We start from the raw sequence: 21,621 nt of genomic DNA on the forward strand, positions 1-21,621 counted from the left end.
ATATCGATGCTAGGGTGCGCACCACATTGCGCAGCAGACCAGAGTTACACAACGAATCTTGCTCACACCGTAGACTCCTCGGGTACCCCCACCAGATGGTGAACCACAACGCGATGGCCGAGCATTCTTTTGGCGGCATCGACTAAAAACTGATGATGCGTAAAGTAAAACACCTGTGTATAAGTAGACAACTCGCTTAACACTTCAAGCGTTGCCAACGTCCGTTCATCATCAAAATGGACGAGGATATCATCCATCACGAGCGGCAGTCCAGGTGCAAGTTGGAGGTGATTCTCGATAAAGCCAAGGCGCAGTGCCAGATAAAGCTGATCTCGTGTACCATCGCTCAGTTGCGCAACAGTTCTCGCTTTGCCTGACGCATCCTCAACGACAAGCCGCGACCCGCCTTCTTCATACGCAATATCAATCTTTTCGTAGCGACCGCACGTCAGACGCCGAAAGAACATAGAAGACCGATCCAGAACCGTGGACGGATTTTGCTCATGGAACCATTCGATGGCTCTTTGCAACAAGCGCCGAGCCAACTCTACGCGCAGATATTCGCGCCAGTAGCGATCCGCTTCGGCCAACTTGGCCTCTGCTTCTTGACGTTTTGCTGCGGCATCCGCACGCTCCCGATTCATCTCTTCGAATTGGATTTCGCACTCGCGCAGTGCATCGCTGGTGCGTTCCAGCTGCTCTCGCAAATCGCGCAAGCTGTCGACATGTTCTTGAAGCAAACGCTCAAGTTCGTCCGGATCCGGATACTCAGCCAGTTCGGCCTGTAACTTTTCAAGCGGCACACCATCCGCTACGGCAACGACACTCATCTGCAAAGTGCGCATCTTTTCCTCCAGCTGTCGATACCGCCGCGATTTAGCAATCACATGCCGACACGCCTCAGGGGTCACATCGCCGGCGATCCGGCTGTAACGTTCCATCTCCTGTAAACAAAATTGCAAACTTGACTCCGTATTTCGCAATTGCTCATGGGCGTTCGTCAGTTCCTTCTCCACGCTGTCTAACCGATTCAGTGCTTCTATTGCCTGGCTGACTCGCGCCTGTAGCCGACGAACAACCATGCCGTACGATGTCCCGGGAGCCACGGACTCACTCAATTCCTCGAGAATGCCGTGTACGTCCTTTTCAAAGCGATCGCGCGAAGCCTTTGCTTCCTGCAAATCTCTTGCGAGCCGCTCGACCTGTGCGGCCTGTGTTTGCCATTCAGAGAGCAGACGAACAAATGCCACATCTGGTGTTTCCGGCAGAAGTCGCAACTCTGCGCGCAAGGCCTGCCACCGCTCAGCATATTGAGCGGCCTTTTGCTCCTGCACCGCAAGCTCCTGCAACCTGTTCTGCTGCCGATCCCGCTCCTCTTCCAACGCCTGTTTCGCGGCTTGTTTCTGCTGTGCTAACGTGGCAAAGTCGTGACACTTGCGCAGGATCTCTTGCATCCACTCAGCAATCGTCCATTCCGAGCGAATCGCCACCTGCAAGTCGGCCGCTGCAAGTTCCAGGCGCGATCGCAATTGCTGGCGAAGCTCCTCGAATTGTTCAAGCTTAGCCGTCTGCTCCAGCAATGTCGCATATCGATCGCGCACAGGTTGCTGAAACTCAATCAACCACTGCTTCATTTCCCTTGGCGAGCCTGGAACCAGCCCGCAATCCGCCCAGGCGGCCACCCAATCGCTCGTAAGTTGATCCCTTGTTTTCAACAGATTTTGCATGCACTGCTGCCGCTGCTCGATGCGCCGAAGTGTCTGTTCCTTCTCCAGCGTCTTGGCCGCGCGATCCGCAAATCGAGCGGCGTCACGTAGCATCTCATCCACAAGCTCGTCGGCATTGGCAATTGCCCGTTCAAACGCCGACGACAACGACGTTTCACCCATTTCGTCTACATAACGAGCGACGTCTGCTTCGGTCGAAACGCCACCGGTGATCATCGCCTTGATCAACGCCCAGCCCGCGTCCCGCTGGGCACGAGCTGCCTGCAAGTCCTCGGCGGTCGGCACGGACGCAAAGCCCTCCAGGCGTTCCAATTCATCTTCCAAGTCGGACACACGCCGCCGTTCCTTCTCCAACTCGCGACGGAATTCCCGCAATTCCTCGTCGACTCGCGAAAAATCCTTCTCGTATTGGTTTATGGTCTCTTCGAGCGGAATTGGCAACTTGGCCACACGCTCGATGTCTGGCTCAACGAATCGTTGCCGACTGAGAAGCTGTTCCAGTTTTCTACGTTCAAAGCGAACCGCGTGCTGCCACTCTTGAATGTCTGTGTCGATCCGATTGTGGCCAGCCTGTAAAGCGTCCTCCAGCCATGTTTGCCAACGTGCAATGTCCGGTATATCACCGAATGCCAACCAAGCCTCTTCCCGGCGTTTGACCTCGTCCGTGGACACATGCAAATCGCCGCGGACGCGCTCGGCATCCTGCATGGCCCTTTGCCATAGCTCGGCGACTTCGTATAGCTCCTCGAGCATCAGCGCTTCGTGCAACAGCTCCGTCGCCCCATCCTCAGGGCGAATGGGCATCCTCTGCAACATCGCATCGCAACGGCGAACAGCCTCTGTATATTCTTTCTCCAAACGCGGTAGATCGCTCTCCAGGAGGGTTTCATACTGTCCCACCCGTTCCAGAAGGGCATGCACCTCATCTGCGTAGCGCAATGCTGGCTTGTCGATGACAATCGCTTTGCGCTGCTCCTCCAGTTGTTCAATGCGCGTTCGTAACTCATGAAGGGACTGTGCGGATTGTACGCGCAGCTCAAGAATCTGCTCGAGTGCCCGTTCGTCCTCTTCGGTCAGCGGTGACATGTCGGCAAATGAACGCAATTCTTCTTGCAGTGCAGCCAATTCAAGTAAGGAGCCCCGAACTCGTTTCAGCCGTTCGAGCCGTGCCCGCTCGCGCTCGATCACGCGTTCCTGTTCCCGACCGTCAACGCGCATCTGACGCAATTTCTCGATCTCTTGCTGAAGCCTCGTAAAGTCTTGACCCCGCAAGGCTTTTTCGTCGATTTCACGCATGAGCTGGTGATAGAGGTTCATCGTTCCCGTGAACTTTCTCGTGATCGCGTTGTTCCTTTGACCAACCAATTCCCCCGCCCGCTTGGTCAACGTGTCGATGTGCCGCTGCAACATGGTGATCCCGCCACCAGCCGCAAACAGAGAGGTGGCGGCATCGCCTTGAGCGGACAACAACCCTTCGCCACCTTCCCGCAGGCGCTCGTGATTCAGTCCATAAAGCAGCTCGTACCGGCTGCGATCATGCCCTTGCAAGCATGCTTGCAAATCTGGCTCCAGGGTGGCATCGCCCATGGCGGCAACCAGCTTGTTGCGTTGTATCGTCCGTGCGAAGGCAAGCTCACGGCCATGGGCATTGACCACCGAGCCCGAAATTCTCGAGGACCTGGTGTAGTCAAGCGATGGTGTGCCGCCAAACAACCAATCGAGAACAATCTGCAACAGTGTGGTCTTTCCCGCCTCGTTCGGTCCATACAACACGTGAAAATTGACGTCGCCGCGAAAATCGAAAGCGAGATCATGAAAATGTTGTACGTGTTGAACGGCAAGTGCCTGTAGTTTCATCGCCGGTCACCTCCCCTCGCCAACTGTGCGTACAACATGGCCTCAGCCTCATCCAGCAAGCGCAAAACGTCGTCGCGCGAGCGAATATACGAAGTGTCAGCTCCGCGATCGACATATCTGTGGCGCTCCTGTGTGGACTGCATATCCCTGACAAATTGGTCCAGGAGATGCACATCGCCACGCGCGGCCTGTAATGCGCTGACGAGCCAATCCGAGGTTGCTTGATCCAGACGCTGTTCTGCCGCAACTGGCCTGGTCTCGATACGGACCTGCTCAATCCATATGTGTGACCCGATATCTTGTGCGATGCCTAGCACTTCGGCATAGACGCGGTCTTCATCGCCAAGCAAGGCACCGTGTATCTCGGTTTCACCAGTCAGCACAGCGCGCACGGCCAAGGGATACCCCTGATGTGCATGCGTGAGCTTCGCCAATGAGCTTGCTGTCCGATCCACCACTTCATGGAGATCCGTCACGCCGTCGATCGCGATTTCACACACTTCCCAGCGCAACACGTCCAAAGGTTGTTGCCGCACCTCGACGACGCGCCCGCCATCGACCCGCACAACGGTACAACCCTTGGCTCCTGTTTCGCGAATATGCCTTCCTTGCAGATTTCCGGGATAAACAATATGGGGGTACTCATGGAGGATCTGGCGCATGTGAATGTGGCCCAAAGCCCAGTAGTCGTAGCCCTTGTCCCGGAGATCGTCGACGCGGCAAGGGGCGTATGGGTCGTGCCCGGCTTGTCCCTGCACTGCCGTATGCAAGAGACCGATGTTGAAATAACCTGGAACAGGATCCGGATATGAAATGGCCAGATTTTCGCGAACGTCGCGCGTGGCAAACCCTTGGCCATGGATGGCCACGCCAATGTCCTCAAGACGTTGGGTCTCTGGCTCCGATACGGAAAACTCGAACACGTTATCCGGCAAGCGCAGCTCGCGCGTGATGATACTCGCCGCGTCGTGGTTACCGCGAATGAAAAACACGGGGATCCCAGCTTCGCCAAGGCGCGCCATGCATTTGCGGAAAAACAGGCCTGTATGATAGTCCTTCCAATCGCCGTCGTAAACGTCCCCAGCGATCACGACAAAGTGCACCGATTCGCGAACACAAAAATCAACCAGGTTCTCCAGGGCGCGCCTCGTCGCTGACCGCAACTGGTCAATCGGGGCGTCCGCGCGCCCCGACAACCCGTGCAAAGGACTATCCAAGTGCAGGTCTGCACAGTGTACGAACGTAAACAGATGAACCCCTCCTGTCCCGATCACGGCTGATGGTTTGATCCATTCGCGAGATCGGACAAGTGTTCCTTTTGTTAGAAGATGGTTCTTCCCTGCTCGTCTGGAATGCCTGACTTTCGATAAAAGTACGTGTTGATCACGTCCCGCCACTCGATGGCGTCTTGCAACTGCGTGTCTAGGCGAGCACACACGGCATGATGGCGCTCCGGATCGACCTTATCGGCGAGTTCCGCCCAGACCCTGCGCATCCGCTCCACGGCCTCGACGCCGCTGAAGTGAGTGTCGTAGATGTGTTGAATCACCGTTTTCCCCGACTGCAGCCGATGTGTGTAGGGCACGTGGTGGAAGAACAACAACAATTCGTCTGGGCAGGTTTCGAGGTTCTCGTATAAGCTCCGATTCGGTTCATGATATTGCCCCGTGTAACCAGTTCCCGTCGCCATCGTACGATCGACGCCAATGCCGTAGCAGTCTGCAAAGTGGTACGTCCCCCATTTGGAATACTCGTACCCGTCGACGTTTGGACCATAGTGATGGCCGGGATTGACCATCCAACCGACGCCAAGCGGAGCGGTATAGTCTTCATAAGTGCACCATGAGGTCAACAGAATGTCCGTAATTGCCTTGACGACGTCACAATCATCGCCATATGTCAAGCGCACCCACTCGGCCGTGATGGTTTCCACAGACAGGGACGGATCCCAAGCGAGGCGCCCAAATCCGTATAGATTTGCTTGCGCGAAGGAGTGTCCCGTCCAATTCGTATCGTCGCCGACATTGACGACGCCGGCGATGCCGCCATGGGCACGCCCGAACAGCTCGCCTGACGCACAACGAGCGACGGTTGATCCCTGCCCGCAAGCGTGAGTATCAAAGTCCAGAATCTCTTTCCACTGTGGGATGAGATAGCAAACATGTTTCTGTTGCCCGGTATACTCTTGTGTGATTTGCAACTCGAGCATCTGATTCGTTCTGGACAACCCACCAAACAACGGCGAGACTGGCTCCCGCACTTGAAAGTCCATGGGACCATTCTTGATCTGCAAGAGGACGTTGTCGGCAAAGCGCCCATCAAGCGGTGTGAAGTGATCAAATGCCGCTCGGGCGCGGTCTGTCTTTCGATCCCGCCAGTCCTGCAGGCAGTTGTACACAAAGCAGCGCCAAATGACGAGACCGCCGTGTGGTTTAAGCGATTGCGCCAACATGTTCGCGCCGTCGGCGTGATCGCGCCCATAGGTGAAAGGCCCGGGCCGGAACTCGGAATCTGCCTTGACCAGAAATCCACCGAAGTCCGGAATATATCGATAAATCCGATCCGCCGCCGCATTCCACCAAGCTTGCACCTCAGGATCAAGCGGATCGGCTGTCGCGAGGTGACCCAGTTCGACTGGGCTGGCAAAGTTGACGCTCAGGAAGATACGGACGCCGTAATCGCGAAACAAATCTGCCAATCTTGCCAAGGACGGAAGGTATGCGTCTGTGACAAACTGGGTTTCCACCCGATGCACGTTCACGTTGTTGACCGCGATGGCATTGATGCCCACAGACGCGAGTAGGCGGGCGTAGTCGCGCACGCGCACCGGATCGAACTGCATCGTGTTTGAACGATAGAACAGCGACTTACCTGCATACCCGCGCTCAATACTGCCATCGGCGTTGTCCCAGTGGTTGATCATGCGCAGTTCATTCTGTGGCGACTGCACAATGGGCTCTGTCAGTGGCTGCCCCATGCGGATGGACCGCATTAGGTGGAAGACGCCATACAAGCAGCCTGCCTCGGTACGACCGGCGATGGCGAGGGAACCATTTTCGACCGGCACGATGGCATAGCCGTCACCGTGAACTTGCTGAATATACGCGGCTACTTGGTGGGCAACAGAGTCTGGAAGGTCACCTACGAGACCCAGGTAGAGGCGGCAAGGAGCCGTCCGCGCGGCCTCACCCACTTTCGGCTCGATTGCAAACGCCTCCTCGATACCTTGGCACAACTCTGCCGCCGCGGTGTCCAGCACACGGGTGCCTGCTCGCCAAACGATGGCTTGCGTAAATGGATACGTCTCTGCATCCACTGCGACAGGTGTCGCCTGTAACCACGCGGCGTAGTCGCGGCTGACCGCCGTCGTTGACGCACGATGGTCTTGCGTTGTTTTCACCAAGAATGCCCTCCTTTCGACACAGGTGGTTGTCGCGTGCCATCCGCCAATTACTCGTCGAGCCAGAGAATACTCGTCACGCCACGCGGGTAGTACTTACTGCCGTGAAATTCACCACGGACAATTTGGTCACTCCAGCTCCAAACCGACCATGTCGGGTGTGTCAACCACTGAACATGCGCTGCATCAGCCCGGCGCCCCGCCTCTTCCCAAGGCAACCCGAAGACCTTGCGGGCAATAAACTGGCACAGATAAATTTTGCTTAACCACGAGTTGTCGCTGGTCGATGAGATTTTCCAACCGCCGTCCGGGAAGAGACAAACACCTTCGACCAAAACAGTCTCCAAATGGCGGCGCAAAGCTCGCATAAGTTCTGCGTATGGGCCATTTTCGTCGAGAACCTCCGGGCACCCCATGTAGAGCGGGAAGACCAGACCCTCGATGGCGGGTATGATGCGTGAATCGTTTCCTTCGCCCATCACGGCCGGGATATACCCGTCTTTCGTCTGGTGGCTGACAATCGTCTCTGCTGTGCGCTCTGCCTGTGCTTGCGCCGTCTGTGCCAAATCAGTGCGGCCTGCTCGCGCAAACGATCGCGAAAGGGCTAGGTACGCTGCCCAAGTCTTGCTGGCCAAATACAAGTTGTTACGAGCCTGACCCAAAGACACATCCAGGCTGTCATACGTCGTGATTTCGCTACCACCCATTGTCCTGTCGCTGTCTAAGCCCATCACACCATTGCGTTTTTCCGGATCGGGATGATCGCGATGGAGCAAGCTCGTCAAACACTGTTCATAGATAGGCAAACGGCGTGTGAACCACGCTTGGTCCCCCGTTTGCTCGACGTACACTGCGGCGCACAAGATCCAGTTGACCAACTGCTCGTGCGTCATATGCGAAAAGCATCCGGTCAATCCATATTCCTCATAGGATGAATAATGCGGACGTGAGAACGCATTGGCCACACCCATGTCGTGTGTGAAACTGATACCCCCCGGATGCAGCGCTTCTTCACCCGGGAAACGCACGCGATCCTCGTAGCTGTAACGGTCGACGAATAGATCGAGTTCATTGCGCACGGTCCACGGGTTCATCTTCAACTCGAAGAACAGCTGATCGACGGTGAGATCGAACGTATTCATCATTCGATACTCGCCCTCGTTGACAATCCAAACTGGCTTCCCATCGACATCCAGCAATTCGGTCGATCCGTAGTAGCTCCGAATGGCATGTGCCATCATGAATTTCTGATCGTCATTGAGATGGGCTTTGGCCATACGCTCGTTCGCCTGCAATGCGCAAGCACGTATCTCGCCAAAGGAAGCTATGGCTGCCTCTGCAACCTCTTCAATGTTCCGATAGTATCGCGTGTACCAATACGAACCGTCCAGGCCGGTGGTCACGATGCCACCGCGATAAAAACAGATGACGAACGTATACGTCCGCACTTCACCGGCTGGGACATCCATGATCAGCGCACCCGTGCGGCCGAGCCCAAACGTCCAGTTTTCCTCAAGCTCTGTCGTCAGGATGTCCTCCATGCTGAAATGCGTCGCAGGTCTGACATCGGTATGTGCCGTCGCAATCGCGGTGATCCGCCCTTGTCCAACGCCCACCAAACCAGGGCCCGTTATGTGGCGCATGGCCGAGTATGGATCGCCACCTTCGTAGCCGAAGAAAGCGCGGCGCGTTTTGGTCCCTGCGCGATTATCGACCGTCAATTCTGCGATCACGGCCGGAAGCAACACTCGGCGAAGTTCTTGGGTATCACCTTGTTCCGGATCTGGTACACCTGCCACTTGATTGTACAGGGTAAACTTCAAATCTCCTGCTTGCCAAGTATCACTACCAAGTTGAAAGTCGCGCGTCACGTCGGATCGCCCAAATGGACGCAACCGGCGAAGCGCATTTGGATTCACTTCTTTTTCCACATCGTAACGCAAACTCTCGTCTTCTCCGACTTCGAAGAACGGCAAAGCCTCAAACTGACCACCTGCACGCGTCTCCAGACCGATGTATACGCTGGTCTGCGGTGGTCGTCCAAGCTCCAGATCAAAACCGGCATTTGCGCCCGGAAAGCCGAGTGTAAAGCTAGAAAACGCGCCAATTGGACTGTGATGTGCATTAAAATACATATTCTTCGGCATCTTCATCGATTCACTCCATCGTTTGTTGTACTCGCTGTCGTTACACGTATCCGTTCGCCAAGAATCCGCCATCCACAATGAGGGTCGTCCCTGTGATGTAATCGCTGTCAGGTGACGCAAGAAAGACCGCTGGGCCTGCGATGTCGTCAACTTCCCCCATCCTGCCAGCCGGGATGCGCGCAACCATTTTCTCCGGTTTGTGAATGCCACGAGCAATGTAATCGCGCACAATTTCTGTCATGATGAATCCTGGACTAATGGAATTGACCTGTATGTTGTACTTCGCCCACTCCAAGGCCAAGTTTTGCGTCAACTGCTTCACGCCACCCTTACTCGCGGCGTATGCTGCACGTTCAGGAATCGCCGCATGGGCGACCAGTGAGGTAATGTTGATGATTTTTCCACCCTGCCCGCGCTCAATCATCCGCCTGCCGACCGCCTGACAATACAAAAACGTGCCGTCGAGATTGACGTTGAGACACTGCTTCCACCGTTCAAAGGGCAGATCCACCGACGCGTGCGCCACGGAAATACCAGCGCAATTGACGAGGATATCAACGTGCCCAAAATGAGCAATGGCCTCTGCTACCGTGCGCTCCACATCCTGTGGGTTGCTGACATCGCCAACCGCGACAGCAACAGCTGCGGCTGTGTGTTCGCGGATCCACGCCGCCTGTGCCTGTAGCTCCGACTCCGTCCGGCTCACGAGACATACATTCGCGCCTTCTGACGCCATCCTCCGCGCAATAGCCGCGCCGATACCACGGCCTCCGCCAGTGATCAGAGCCACTTTACCTTGCAATCGCATAACGTTCCCTCCTGCCCCTATCGATCACGCCCGATGGTCTGCCCAGCGCGTATTCGGAATCAATGGGAACCAGTCCCCGCGCGCTGGATCGCGATCGTACGGATACCCACCTAGCCGTTTGTAAAGTTCCGCATATTCGTTTACTTTATCGCGATCAAGCACTACACCCAGGCCCGGGCCATCTGGCACACGGATGCACCCGTTTTCATAGTGAAGCTTGCCTCCCTTAATGACGTCGTCAAGCAGATGATGATAATGCGCATCGGCGGCATAGGTCAGGTTGGGCAAGACGGCGCCCAGATGAAGCATGGTTGCCAACTGAATGCCAAGCTCCCCGGACGAGTGAACCGCAATCGGCAGCTGGAACGTCTCGCAGACCGCGGCAGCCTTGACACACGGGCGGATGCCACCCCAAAACGTCGTATCGAGCAAAATCACGTCGATGGCCGGCTGCAATATATTTGCCGCGAGTTGCTCGAAGTTGATGACAAACGTATTCGTGGCAATTGGAATCCGGACAAATTCGCGCAGTCGACGGTTGCCATGGAGTCCAAACGTCGGATCTTCAAAGTAATCGTTATTGATATGTTCGATGGCCTTCCCAAAACGAATGGCATCCTCCAGACTTAACGCCGCATTCGGATCGTAACGAAGTCGATCCTCTGGGAAAGCGTTTGCGAGCGCTAGATAACATTCTAACTCATAATCCGGGTGAAAGACTCCACCTTTCAACTTGTGTACGCGAAATCCATACATGTCCCGCAACCGCTCCGTGTACTGGATCAGCTGTTGCACTGTGCGAATTTCGCCTTCGCCTGTCTGTTCATTCGGCAAACGAAAGAACAGGTAGCTTGCAAATTCAACTTCGTCTCGCAATTTACCTCCTAAAAGATCATACACCGGACGCCCGAGGTGTTTGCCGATAATATCGAGACACGCAAACTCAATCGCGGCCAGCAATTGCGTTCGATTGTTATACAAGCTGGCGGTCGGATTGGCAATCTTGAACCGAAGTTCCTCCAACCGATACGGATCATGCCCGACCAAATATGTTTTCAGCGCGGCGAAGGCTTGTTCCGCACTCTCGCCGCCGCCGCCCATTTCACCAATACCGACGATGCCCTCATCCGTGTGAACTTCAACAATGGTGCGCACAAACCGCCCCCAATGCGCGCCGTTACTATGCCGCAACGGAGCTTCCAGCGGCACGGTAACGGTTGTCGCGATGATATCCGTGATGCGCATCGCTTCATCCTCCCCCATCTTCATGTCATTCGCCTCATGGTACGAGGCGGCAAATCTTAACGAGCTGTCCCATCCGATGCATCGAAATAATCTGGATAGCGCGCCTTCACAATCGGAAGATCTTCCATCAAGCGGCCAAGATGTGCCCGCATCGCGCGCGCTGCTTGGTCTGTATCTGCGGAGAGCACAGCCTCGACAATTTGTTCATGCTCGCGCACCAATTGAATCATGGCCTCAGGCTCAAAAAGGGACAACATCCGAACACGATTCAAGTGCCCCCGCATTTGTGACACAATGGACGCCAACGTGATGTTGCCCAGGGCCTGCAAAAATACTTGGTGAAATTGGTCATCTGCATGTAAGAAACGAACGGCATCCTCTTGCTGTACACAGCGTCGTTGTTCCTCAAGAGAGCGGTGCAAAGCCTCTTCAAGATTTGCCCTTACTTCAGGAGAGTCACTCTTGTCCGCAAGGCAAGCGACCGCACTGACTTCGAGACTCTCCCGCACAAAGCGCGTTTCCTCAACTTGGCGCTCCGAGATGAGGGCAATCTTCATGCCGCGCTGTGGAAGCACCTCGATAAGGCGCTCCATGGACAATGCCCGAACAGCCTCGCGAACGGGTGTCCTGCTCATGTTGAGCATGCGTGTAAAATCCGACTCATAGACCGTTTGACCTGGGTGAAGGCGGAGAGATAAAATTTCTTCACGAATCGATTCATAGGCTTGTTCGCCCAGTGTCTTTTTTGCTTCCCCATACGAGATTCCAGCAATCACAATTACACCCCCTCGGCCTAACGCAAGGATGATCTTATCGTATACTTGTATACAAGTCAATATAAACGGTAAGGAACGACCCCTTAAATGCGGTTGCAGATACCCTAAACCCTTGATTTTTCCGAAACGCTTAACTCTCTAGTGGTCCTCGCCGCAAAAGACACAGCGGGCTGCCCCTGCCACACGTGAAGTGGCTTGGGACAGCCCAGAGTGCTTCATCACCAGTGAGCCATGATGACCATTGAGCTCAGTGCAAGAGTGCAAACGCCGTAGCCAAGTTTGCCACATTGGGCGTTCCGATACCTGTTGCCGGATCATACCCAGGTACCGCTTGGTAGTACCAGTTCGTGCTTCCATCCTTCAAATCGTTAAACGGCTTGTTCGGTCCATATCCCACTGTTCTCTGCAAACCATAGAGTACCGGGTTCATAAATCCCACGCGTGATCCTGTGAGTTGGTCAATCAACGCTGCAATCCCGTTCAATTGCGGTGCGACGAAGCTCGTTCCGCCGTATCCGGCAATCCACCCGCCATCCGCGCTGTCATAGACGAGGTACCCTGTCTCTGGATCCGCATCCATCGACAAATCAGACACATTGCGTCCAGCAAAGTTGGCCGGTAACTGATATGTGAATGGCGTTCCAAACAATAAACCTTGCGAATCTGTAAACGCCTGTCCAGGTGCGCTATTTTGCATGCCTGAGATACCCATTTGATACCAAGGGCGAGGCCAGATAACACTCACACCGCCACCCGTGCCAATCGGGAACAAACCTGTGTAGCCGAGATTCTGCAGATAATCCCATGCCCATGGCCTTTCCTTCTGGATGTTGACGCTGCCCAAAGGGAAATTCGCCGAGAACGGAACCGTTGTCCCGCCTGCCGCCGTGATATACGGATCAGAAGCCGGGAAGTCGACGGTCAAAGGCGTCGTGAACCCATCAGAAGGCGGGAAATCACGAGCAGTGTCGTAAGCACCGGAATCACCAGCCGCGGCGAACATGGAAATCCCCTGCGCCGCAGCCTCCATAAATGCTTGATTGAACGCCGCAAGCTCATCGGTGTAATCGACACCGTTGTTCATAGCCGCCAAATAGTCGATTTCAGGCTGTCCCCAGCTGACGGACAGCGAATCTGCCACGTTATCGGAGACGGCTTGATAAAACGCGTCAATAAAACCAGCATCCGTGTTCGGGGCGTCGTAAACGACGATGTTTGCATCTGGTGCGATGCCACCTGCCTGTTCGACATCCAGCGTCGTTTCGTCCGATCCACTATCGATTTGGCCACCGCCATCGACCTGCACTTCGCGAATTCGATTGGCCGGTGTCTTCAACCCAATGGTACTCCAGTACGTGTACGCATCGGAGGGATTGAAGTCGGAGAGCGTCACGATGCCAACGGTTTCTCCCTTACCTGTAATCCCCTTCTGATAGAGAGGATTGATGTCGTACATATTGGCCGTGTCCCCCACGGTATAGCTCCCTGGCGTATTGGTCGCCGTACTGCCGCTCTGAGGCAAGACCACCTTAGGACTTGGTGCGCCCTGTACATTCGGCGTCTTTACCGTCAACGACTGTGCCGCCTGTTCAGTATCCAAACCAACGACCGCCAAAACGCTGTTCAGCAAGACGTTTGGAATGTGTGGAACGTGCTTCGGTGCTCGGAATTCATGACCTCCCGCCCGGAAGTTGTCGATGGTCGTGTTGAGCGCGTTGTCAAATTGGGCGACAGTACCACTGATCTGCATATCAAGTCCATCCGCATCCACCTGATCCACATGCAGACCCAATTGCTTTACATAACCTGTAATCTGTTGAATGACTTGCGGGGATGGCGCATATTCCGCCGCAAATTGGCTCGTGGTTAGGAATTTGTGATAGTTTGGATTCCCTGGTGTCTCTGTCTGTTGAATGTAGTTCTCAAGTCCTTGTTCATTTTGCACCTTAAGGATAAGCGACGCTGTGATGGTCTCACCAGGACTGGCCGGACCCAAATCCTGAGCGTTCTGTGTATCGGGATTCTGCACCGTGTCGGCCGGCACGGTTGCCGCATCAACCCCTGTAACTTGCCAAGCCAACAGCCCGATGGTTGCTGGCAACCCAACTGCAATACGTTTCCAAAAACCCACGACTTACTCCCCCACTCTGGCTGTAAACATCGTTTTCATAATGACTCGTACTCTTGTTTCTGCATCGCCTCTTACTTTCCTCTCTCGAATCCTCACAACTTTTGCTGAATAGCAGATTTTTCTGTCGAAGGTGCCAAGATTACGAATTCAGCGACTCGTGGCCATCATCCAACTCAACCGACGGCGCGCTCGCTCCCATATGATGCTTGGCTCTCCCCATCTGCCAACTGTGCACACATAGTCCTGCGATCACGACTGCGACCCCGACATATCCAACAGGAGTCGGCGCCGCCCCAGGCAAAAACAGCATCTGCCCTGCGAGCGCAAATACCACCTCACCGGACTGGGTCGCCTCCACGATAGCCAACCACCTTGGAGACCCCATCGCCATATCCGTGGCGGCGAAAAACAATGTCGTCGCGATCACGCCAGACGACAAAGCCACCACCAAGGATCCAAAAATCTGACTTGTCGGCGGCCAACCTGCGAACGGCACACCTATCACACAAAGGACAAGCCAAAACGGCACGCTGCCAATTGTCATGCCTAGCAAGCGCTGGTACGTATCGAGCGAAGACGAAAATAGGAGCATCGTCTTGCGATTGCCGAGTGGATACGCAATCGCCGCCAGAACCACGGGCAAAAAGCCAGCGAAGAATCCACCGACACGCACGTGTGTGGACTGTGCGGCTTCCATGAGCACGACACCCAGCAAGATAACGACAGAAGTTACCAACTCTCGCTGCGGCACGCAGGTGCGCATACCTGCTGTGCCTCTCGGCGAAAGCCAAGGCGTAAGCAATACACCACAAACAATGGTAATTTGCCAGGATCCCGCCACGAGCCAAGCTGGTCCGTAAGCCGCGCTGAAACAAAGCGGTGCATAAAACAAACCAAAGCCGATGGTCCCCCAGACCAACCACTGCAGCCAGTTCTGGCGGATAGATTTCAACAATTCAGACAAACCGCCGCGTAACCATACGATGACTACGAGAAATGGAAGCATAAAAAAGTAACGTAACGCCGCGCTCCAAAACCAAGGGCCTCCACGTAAACTCATCGCCTCATTAAATACAAACGTTACGGCAAAAAAGAGGGAAGCGAGGATGCCAAGCCACATAGGCTTGAAACCTCGCACGTATGTTGCCTGTTCGGCCTGCATGGGGCAAACAACCTTTCCTGCCATGCGGGGAGAGTCGCACGCCAGCCCCGCTATGGTTTCAGCGACCGAAGGAGTCCGGACCCCATTCGACGCGATGCATCCCACAGGTATGTTACACCCAAACGCGCCTTCTTTGTCACGCCCCGACGTATGCTCCCTGATCCATCGCCGGTGAGGCCCCGGACTCTCCTTCAACCGTCGTCGCTTCATGTATATAACGAGCGAGATCGGCCGCATGCCGTTCCATTTCACGCTCCGTCCAACCAAGCGCCTGAGCCATATAGCGAACGACAGGGCCCTGCCAGCGACGCACCCAGTCGATGTCGAAATATAAAGCCCCAGTGCGGCGGATCATGAAATCGGACGGCGTCATTGCCATCTCGTGCGCCAAAGCATATTGCAATGCCCCATACACCTCAAGCGATAAGCCCGCCGACGCCGCCTCATCGCGGCCCGCCTCAATCAACGCGTACACCACATCGACATTCGTGCCATAACGCGTCGCGAGTCTGCGCGCCTCGCCTTCCGTCAAACCCAATGCCATGCCTTGCTCTACGCGCGCCTCGACAAAAGCGGGCATCTTCTCCGATCCGCCGAAGTCACCGCCGGAATACGGGATGTGATCCGTTGAGCACGGAGCGAACGAACCGCCGCGACGGGCAGCTAAATCCGCTGTGATCATGGATACGACTTTCTCGGCCATTTTTCGGTAACCCGTCAGCTTACCGCCGGCAATCGTGATGAGCCCGCTGTCCGACACAAACACCTCGTCTTTGCGCGAAATTTCAGACGGATCCTTGCCCTCCTCGTGAATCAGCGGACGCACACCTGCCCAACTGCTCTCGATGTCAGCAGGCGTCAGTTGCACAGATGGAAACATCGTGTTCACGCAGGCAATCAGATAATCCCTATCTTCTTGTGTCATTCGTGGGTTCTTTAAGTCACCATGGTAGTTGGTATCGGTCGTTCCAATGTACGTTTTGCCTTCGCGTGGGATCGCGAAAATCATGCGGCCATCTGGGACATCAAAATAGACCGAATTGCGAAGGGGAAAACGCTTGCCATCGACGACGATGTGCACACCCTTCGTATGATGCAATGTTTTGCCTTGTTTGGAGCCGTCCATTTCCCGCAACTCATCCACCCATGGCCCCGTCGCATTCACTACCTTTTCCGCATAGACATCGAACGTATCTCCCGTGAGCACGTCTTCGACGGACGCGCCAACGACACGACCATCGCGATACAAAAGCTTCGTCGCCTTTGCATAATTGAGCGCTTTGGCACCGCGTTCGACCGCCGCCTTCAAAATTTCAAGCGTCAACCGCGCGTCATCTGTCCGATATTCAACATAATAGCCCGCACCTTTTAGCCCTTCGCGCCGCAACAAAGGCTCCTTGGCGAGAGCCTCTTGCACGCTCAACATCTGCCGCCGCTCCGAACGTTTCACGCCCGCGAGTTTGTCATACACATAGATGCCAAAACTCGTGGCCAAGCGGCCATATGTGCCACCCTCGATAATCGGGAGCAACATCCAAACAGGTGTCGTGATGTGCGGGCCGTTCTCATAGACAATAGCCCGTTCCTTGCCGACTTCGGCGACCAAACCCACTTCAAACTGCTTCAGATAACGTAACCCACCATGTACCAGTTTCGTCGAACGATTCGAAGTACCAGCGGCAAAATCCTGCATTTCGATGACCGCGGCACGGAGTCCGCGTGCCGTGGCATCGAGCAGAATGCCTGCCCCTGTGATGCCGCCACCGATGATCAGCACATCGAGCTTTTCCATAGCCAAAGAGCGTTTGATGTCCTGCCGATTCCGAAACGAAAATGCACTCTCTCTCACTGCCGCTTCCTCCCCAAATGAAAAAACCACAAACCAAGCGCACCTGCGTGCACCTGACTTGTGGTTTTCTCATGATCTCAACCATTCAGCTATGAACTTGGCAAGTGACAATCTGTACCGATTGTCTGTCTACAGGTATCATACGCCGAATCCGCGCACTTTGCTATACCTGTGCAACGGGATTTCCTGCGGTGGCAAACACCTCGTCTTCGTCCTCACGAGCCCAGCCCATCGTTCGTTTGACCGCCTTTTGCCAGCCACGATAGAGTTCATGCCGAGTCTGTTCATCCATTTCAGGCTCAAACTTGCGTTCGATCTCGCCATTTTGCGCAATCTCATCCATAGTCCAAAAACCAACGGCCAGACCCGCCAAATAGGCTGCACCCAAGGCCGTCGACTCCGTGACAAGTGGCCGTTCGACCGGTACGCCGAGGATATCCGCCTGGAACTGCATCAAGAGATTGTTTGCCACCGCGCCGCCATCGACGCGTAACGATTTCAAGTGAATGCCAGAATCCGCCTGCATGGCGTCGAGGATATCCTTCGTCTGGTACGCAAGAGACTCCAATGTTGCCCGGGTAATATGTTCCTTACGTGTTCCGCGCGTGAGTCCGAAAATCGCCCCGCGCGCGTACATGTCCCAGTACGGCGCTCCAAGCCCAGCAAAGGCAGGAACGACATAGACTCCTTCTGTATCAGCAACTTTTCCTGCGAAATACTCGGAGTCTGGCGCCGCATCAAAGAAACGCAATCCGTCGCGCAACCACTGAATGGCCGCTCCGGCAATGAAGACGCTACCCTCAAGCGCATAGGTCACTTTACCGTGCAACCCCCACGCAATGGTCGTCAACAGTCCACTGGGCGATGCCACAGGCTTTTCGCCAGTGTTCATCAACATGAAACATCCCGTACCATACGTGTTTTTGACCATGCCTGGTTCGAAACACGTCTGACCAAACAAAGCGGCTTGTTGGTCGCCTGCGATCCCAGCGATAGGAATCTGCGCCCCGCCGAATGTTCGTTCGTCCGTGTGCCCATATATCTCACTCGATGGCCTTACCTCCGGCAACATCGCGCGTGGAATATCCAAAATCTCGAGCATCTTGTCATCCCAGTCAAGGGTATGGATATTAAACATCATCGTGCGTGAAGCGTTGGTGTAATCCGTAACATGGACCTTGCCGCGCGTCAAATTCCAAACGAGCCAGGTGTCTACCGTGCCAAACAGAAGTTCGCCGCGCTGTGCCCGCTCGCGCGCGCCCTCGACGTGATCGAGAATCCACTTCAACTTGGTACCCGAGAAATAGGCGTCAATCACAAGTCCTGTCTTATCGCGAATATAATCTGTCAAACCCTGTGCCTTGAGATCGTCGCAAATCGCAGCTGTACGCCGATCCTGCCAGACGATGGCGTTATAGATTGGCTTGCCAGTCTCTTTGTCCCAAACGAGTGTCGTCTCCCGCTGATTGGTGATGCCGATGGCCGCCACTTCGTCCGGCGAGACGCCTGCACGTTCGAGAACCTCGCGAGACACGCCACTCTGACTGCCCCAGATCTCCATCGGATCGTGCTCGACGAAGCCCGGCTTTGGATAAAATTGTTGAAATTCCTTTTGCGCCACACTGTGAACACGCCCCGCGCGATCGAACAAAATGGCCCGCGAGCTAGTTGTGCCTTGGTCAAACGCAAGAACATAAGACTTTTCCATCCCGGTTCCTCCTCACATGCTCTTCCCAGATTTTCTTTCGATCACGCCTGCACGGTCGTCTGCACGGGACCTGCCACTTTTGCGCGTTTCGGATTACCCGGCATAAATGGACGCAAAAGGAAGTTATAAATGGCCCCCGCCACAATTCCCCCGAGAATCGGTGCGACAATCGGCACCCACCAATAACCGTTGGGGCCTGGAAACGCGTTTTGACCCCAGCCAGCGAACCAGGCGAAAATGCGAGGCCCGAGGTCACGCGCAGGATTGAGCGCCCAAGCTTCCAACTCACCGCCAAAACCGCCAACCATCGCGACGAGCAATCCAACAATCAACGGCTGAATCTTGCCCAGTTGTCCGTTTGAGTTGTACGCGTCGCTCAGGGCAAGAATGCCTATCACCAATGCGCCGGTTAAAATCACTTCATCCATGAATGCGTGGCCTGTCGTGATGCCGACATTCGGATGTGTAAAGAAGATGCCGGATGTCGTAAGGCCGGAGGCGGCGTTGCGAACGGCATGATGCGCTGCGTTGTAGGCGTTGATGGCGGGACTAAACAACGCGTATGTCAACGCACCGCCAAGAAAGCCGCCAATGACTTGCGATACAATAAAACCCGGTACCTTCCGCCACGGAAAGCCTCCGTAGACTGCAAACGCCACGGTGACGGCCGGATTGAGATGTGCGCCCGAAATAGCCCCCACCAAGTAGCAGGCCATCGTCACCCCTAAGCCCCACAAAATGCAAATTCCCCAGTAGTCCCCTGAAAACGCGTTATACACGATGGCCATTGCAGCGACGCTGTCGCCGACCATCAACAGAAATGCCGTACCAATAATTTCGGCCAAATACTCGCCCCAGACGTTTTCCCTCACCATGTACCCCCCTTATGCTCGGCCGTGTTGGTCCAACGTCCGGATCGATGAACCAACGGACTGGTCTGTCGCATCGCGCAGCCAGTTGAACGCCGATGCTTCTCCGAGACACAAATAGACGGCAAACAACGCGAAGCGGTAGGCGATACCACTCTCTCATTGCTGCCGTCTCCATATCTCAGAGGCATGATATGAACTTGAGCCCATCATACCTGTTTTCATTCACCTTGTAAAGGCTTTCATAAAAACTTTTCTATTGCAATTCCATCCGTCTGCCGGATGCACAGCCCCTGTCTCCAGCCCTGCCTCATTTGCACTGCCTTCATCGCGCCTCCCACAGCTCTTTGACGGACGATGTGACAGCCGTGGCACCCGCGTCCAAGGCCGCCTCCACTTCGGCCCTCGTGCGAATAAAGCCACCAGCAAGAATGGGGATTTTCGTCTTCTCGCGAATTTCGGCAATCAAATGCGGCAGCAATCCCGGTAGCACCTCCAAATAATCCGGATTTGCCTGTTCGAGAATGCGGTAACTCGTGCGCAGGCTGTGCGAGTCAATGAGAAAAACGCGTTGCACCGCTAGCACGCCTTGCCGCTTCGCCGTGGCGATGACCGAAGCGTGCGTCGAGATTACACCAAATGGGCGGATCATTTGGCACAGAAATTGCGTGGCAGCCTCGTCATGCTTTAACCCTTGTATTAAGTCAGCGTGCAGAATCACCTTTTTCTGATGCTTGTTGGCCATTCGCACTAGACTTGGCAAGGCCGACAGATTGCTCTCAAGCAATACGACGTACGCTGAATTCCCAGCCATCAAAGACTCATAGTCTTTTAAACTACGCACAGCTGGCAATACCGTTTGCCCGTCAAAATGCATAGTTTACGATCCCACCCTTTCGACCGACGCACGTTCCACGACCATGGGTGAAATCCACTCCACCTGAGCCGTCACTTCTTCTTGCTTAATCATGCGCATCAACAGATTGGCAGCCCTCTGCCCCTGATCGAAGACCGGCTGTTGGATCGTCGTCAAGGCTGGACTACTGGCCTCTGCAACATCGGTATCGTCAAAACCCAAGATGGAAATGTCCTGCGGTACGCGTAAACCAACATGCGACGCGGCACGCAGTGCGCCAATCGCCATGTAATCGTTAAAGCAAAATACGGCACTCGGCTTCTTCGCGGCTGCTAGAATGTGTTTCATGCCGATATATCCGCTCTCGATGTCAAACTCCCCTTGCTGCACCCACGCGCGTTCCCAAACCAAATGGAGATCTTGCATCGTTTGATGGGCGGATCGCATCCGCAGAACGTTGTCGACGTGCTCTACCGGCCCCGTGATCATGCCGATGTCGCGGTGCCCCTGCGCATACAGATAGCGGATTGCCAAGTCGGCGCCTTTGATTTGGTCGATCGCGACGCAATGAGGTGTCTTTGCGGTCGGATCAGACTGCATGAACACAACCGGAAAGTCCTTTGGGAGATCCTCCATCAGCTGTTCGGTAACGCCCGAGAACTGCGGGAGTACAAGCATGCCGTCGACCGAATGCTCCAATGCCTTTTTGGTTAATGCGTCGACGGTGGACGGGGTGATGATATCAAATTGCATAGAGTAGCCATCATGGGCCAGAACCTTTGAGATACCTGCCAACATAGGGAATAGGTATCCATTGAGTCGCGGATCAAGGCTTGGATTCACAATATAAAAACCGATTGAAAACACTTTTCCGGCGCGCAAGCTGCGCGCGCTGAGCTTCGGATGGTAGTTAAGTGCCTGCGCCGCCTCTAAGACGCGCCGCAGCGATTCTTCACTGACGCGCTTGCCGTTCAGTGCCCACGATACCGTTGTCGGAGACACGCCCGCCAAACGCGCGATGTCCTTCACCGTCGCCAACTGCCAACCCTCCTCACTTGATTGTGCGTTTCAAGACTGACCCGTTGT

The 21,621-nt window shown here is 54.9% G+C and carries 14 protein-coding genes; all 14 read right to left on the reverse strand.

Annotated features, from left to right (window positions below; genetic code table 11):
• Window positions 1-62: 62 nt before the first annotated feature.
• On the reverse strand, window positions 63-3,584 hold the full coding sequence (locus tag QMF38_RS13010) for an AAA family ATPase (RefSeq protein ID WP_281759688.1): 3,522 nt from the start codon (window positions 3,582-3,584) through the stop codon (window positions 63-65).
• Window positions 3,581-4,801 carry a metallophosphoesterase family protein gene (locus QMF38_RS13015; protein WP_390854650.1) on the reverse strand — a complete coding sequence of 407 codons (1,221 nt, stop codon included), beginning with the start codon at window positions 4,799-4,801 and terminating at the stop codon, window positions 3,581-3,583. Before QMF38_RS13015 ends, QMF38_RS13010 begins: the two co-directional genes overlap by 4 nt.
• A 104-nt stretch (window positions 4,802-4,905) precedes the next feature.
• Window positions 4,906-6,987, reverse strand: coding sequence for an alpha-glucuronidase family glycosyl hydrolase (locus QMF38_RS13020; protein ID WP_281759690.1), 2,082 nt, complete (start codon window positions 6,985-6,987; stop codon window positions 4,906-4,908).
• A 47-nt stretch (window positions 6,988-7,034) separates the two neighbouring features.
• Complete coding sequence (locus QMF38_RS13025; protein ID WP_281759725.1) at window positions 7,035-9,131, reverse strand: glycoside hydrolase family 52 protein; 2,097 nt, start codon at window positions 9,129-9,131, stop codon at window positions 7,035-7,037.
• Window positions 9,132-9,171: 40 nt separating this feature from the next.
• On the reverse strand, window positions 9,172-9,939 hold the full coding sequence (locus QMF38_RS13030; RefSeq protein ID WP_281759691.1) for an SDR family NAD(P)-dependent oxidoreductase: 768 nt from the start codon (window positions 9,937-9,939) through the stop codon (window positions 9,172-9,174).
• 24 nt (window positions 9,940-9,963) lie between these two features.
• Window positions 9,964-11,208: an enolase C-terminal domain-like protein gene (locus QMF38_RS13035; RefSeq protein ID WP_281759692.1), complete on the reverse strand. Its 1,245-nt coding sequence runs from the start codon at window positions 11,206-11,208 to the stop codon at window positions 9,964-9,966.
• Between the two features lie 32 nt (window positions 11,209-11,240).
• On the reverse strand, window positions 11,241-11,960 hold the full coding sequence (locus tag QMF38_RS13040; RefSeq protein WP_281759693.1) for a GntR family transcriptional regulator: 720 nt from the start codon (window positions 11,958-11,960) through the stop codon (window positions 11,241-11,243).
• A 247-nt stretch (window positions 11,961-12,207) separates the two neighbouring features.
• Window positions 12,208-14,091 (reverse strand): S53 family peptidase, encoded by a 1,884-nt coding sequence (locus tag QMF38_RS13045; protein ID WP_281759694.1) that lies wholly within the window; start codon window positions 14,089-14,091, stop codon window positions 12,208-12,210.
• Window positions 14,092-14,230: 139 nt separating this feature from the next.
• Window positions 14,231-15,253, reverse strand: a complete 1,023-nt coding sequence (locus QMF38_RS13050) for a DMT family transporter (protein ID WP_281759695.1) — start codon at window positions 15,251-15,253, stop codon at window positions 14,231-14,233.
• A gap of 136 nt (window positions 15,254-15,389) precedes the next feature.
• Window positions 15,390-17,102 (reverse strand): glycerol-3-phosphate dehydrogenase/oxidase, encoded by a 1,713-nt coding sequence (locus QMF38_RS13055; RefSeq protein ID WP_390854654.1) that lies wholly within the window; start codon window positions 17,100-17,102, stop codon window positions 15,390-15,392.
• Window positions 17,103-17,265: 163 nt separating this feature from the next.
• A complete protein-coding gene (gene glpK / locus QMF38_RS13060) occupies window positions 17,266-18,810 on the reverse strand; it encodes a glycerol kinase GlpK (RefSeq protein WP_281759696.1) in 1,545 nt (514 codons plus the stop codon).
• Window positions 18,811-18,851: 41 nt separating this feature from the next.
• Complete coding sequence (locus tag QMF38_RS13065; protein ID WP_006445472.1) at window positions 18,852-19,685, reverse strand: MIP/aquaporin family protein; 834 nt, start codon at window positions 19,683-19,685, stop codon at window positions 18,852-18,854.
• Window positions 19,686-20,004: 319 nt separating this feature from the next.
• A complete protein-coding gene (locus tag QMF38_RS13070; RefSeq protein WP_281759697.1) occupies window positions 20,005-20,556 on the reverse strand; it encodes a glycerol-3-phosphate responsive antiterminator in 552 nt (183 codons plus the stop codon).
• Between the two features lie 3 nt (window positions 20,557-20,559).
• Entirely contained in the window at window positions 20,560-21,564 is a 1,005-nt protein-coding gene (locus QMF38_RS13075; RefSeq protein ID WP_281759727.1) for a LacI family DNA-binding transcriptional regulator, read from the reverse strand.
• Window positions 21,565-21,621: the final 57 nt, after the last annotated feature.

The organism is Alicyclobacillus hesperidum subsp. aegles, from assembly GCF_027923525.1.
In the GTDB taxonomy this organism is placed as follows: domain Bacteria; phylum Bacillota; class Bacilli; order Alicyclobacillales; family Alicyclobacillaceae; genus Alicyclobacillus; species Alicyclobacillus aegles.

Excerpts from the sequence above, each read along its gene's own strand:
- QMF38_RS13010 (WP_281759688.1), bottom strand. The coding sequence starts at position 3,584 with ATGAAACTACAGGCACTTGCCGTTCAACACGTACAACATTTTCATGAT.
- QMF38_RS13025 (WP_281759725.1), bottom strand. The coding sequence starts at position 9,131 with ATGCCGAAGAATATGTATTTTAATGCACATCACAGTCCAATTGGCGCG.
- QMF38_RS13030 (WP_281759691.1), bottom strand. The coding sequence starts at position 9,939 with ATGCGATTGCAAGGTAAAGTGGCTCTGATCACTGGCGGAGGCCGTGGT.
- QMF38_RS13035 (WP_281759692.1), bottom strand. The coding sequence starts at position 11,208 with ATGAAGATGGGGGAGGATGAAGCGATGCGCATCACGGATATCATCGCG.
- QMF38_RS13050 (WP_281759695.1), bottom strand. The coding sequence starts at position 15,253 with ATGCAGGCCGAACAGGCAACATACGTGCGAGGTTTCAAGCCTATGTGG.
- glpK (WP_281759696.1), bottom strand. The coding sequence starts at position 18,810 with ATGGAAAAGTCTTATGTTCTTGCGTTTGACCAAGGCACAACTAGCTCG.
- QMF38_RS13065 (WP_006445472.1), bottom strand. The coding sequence starts at position 19,685 with ATGGTGAGGGAAAACGTCTGGGGCGAGTATTTGGCCGAAATTATTGGT.
- QMF38_RS13070 (WP_281759697.1), bottom strand. The coding sequence starts at position 20,556 with ATGCATTTTGACGGGCAAACGGTATTGCCAGCTGTGCGTAGTTTAAAA.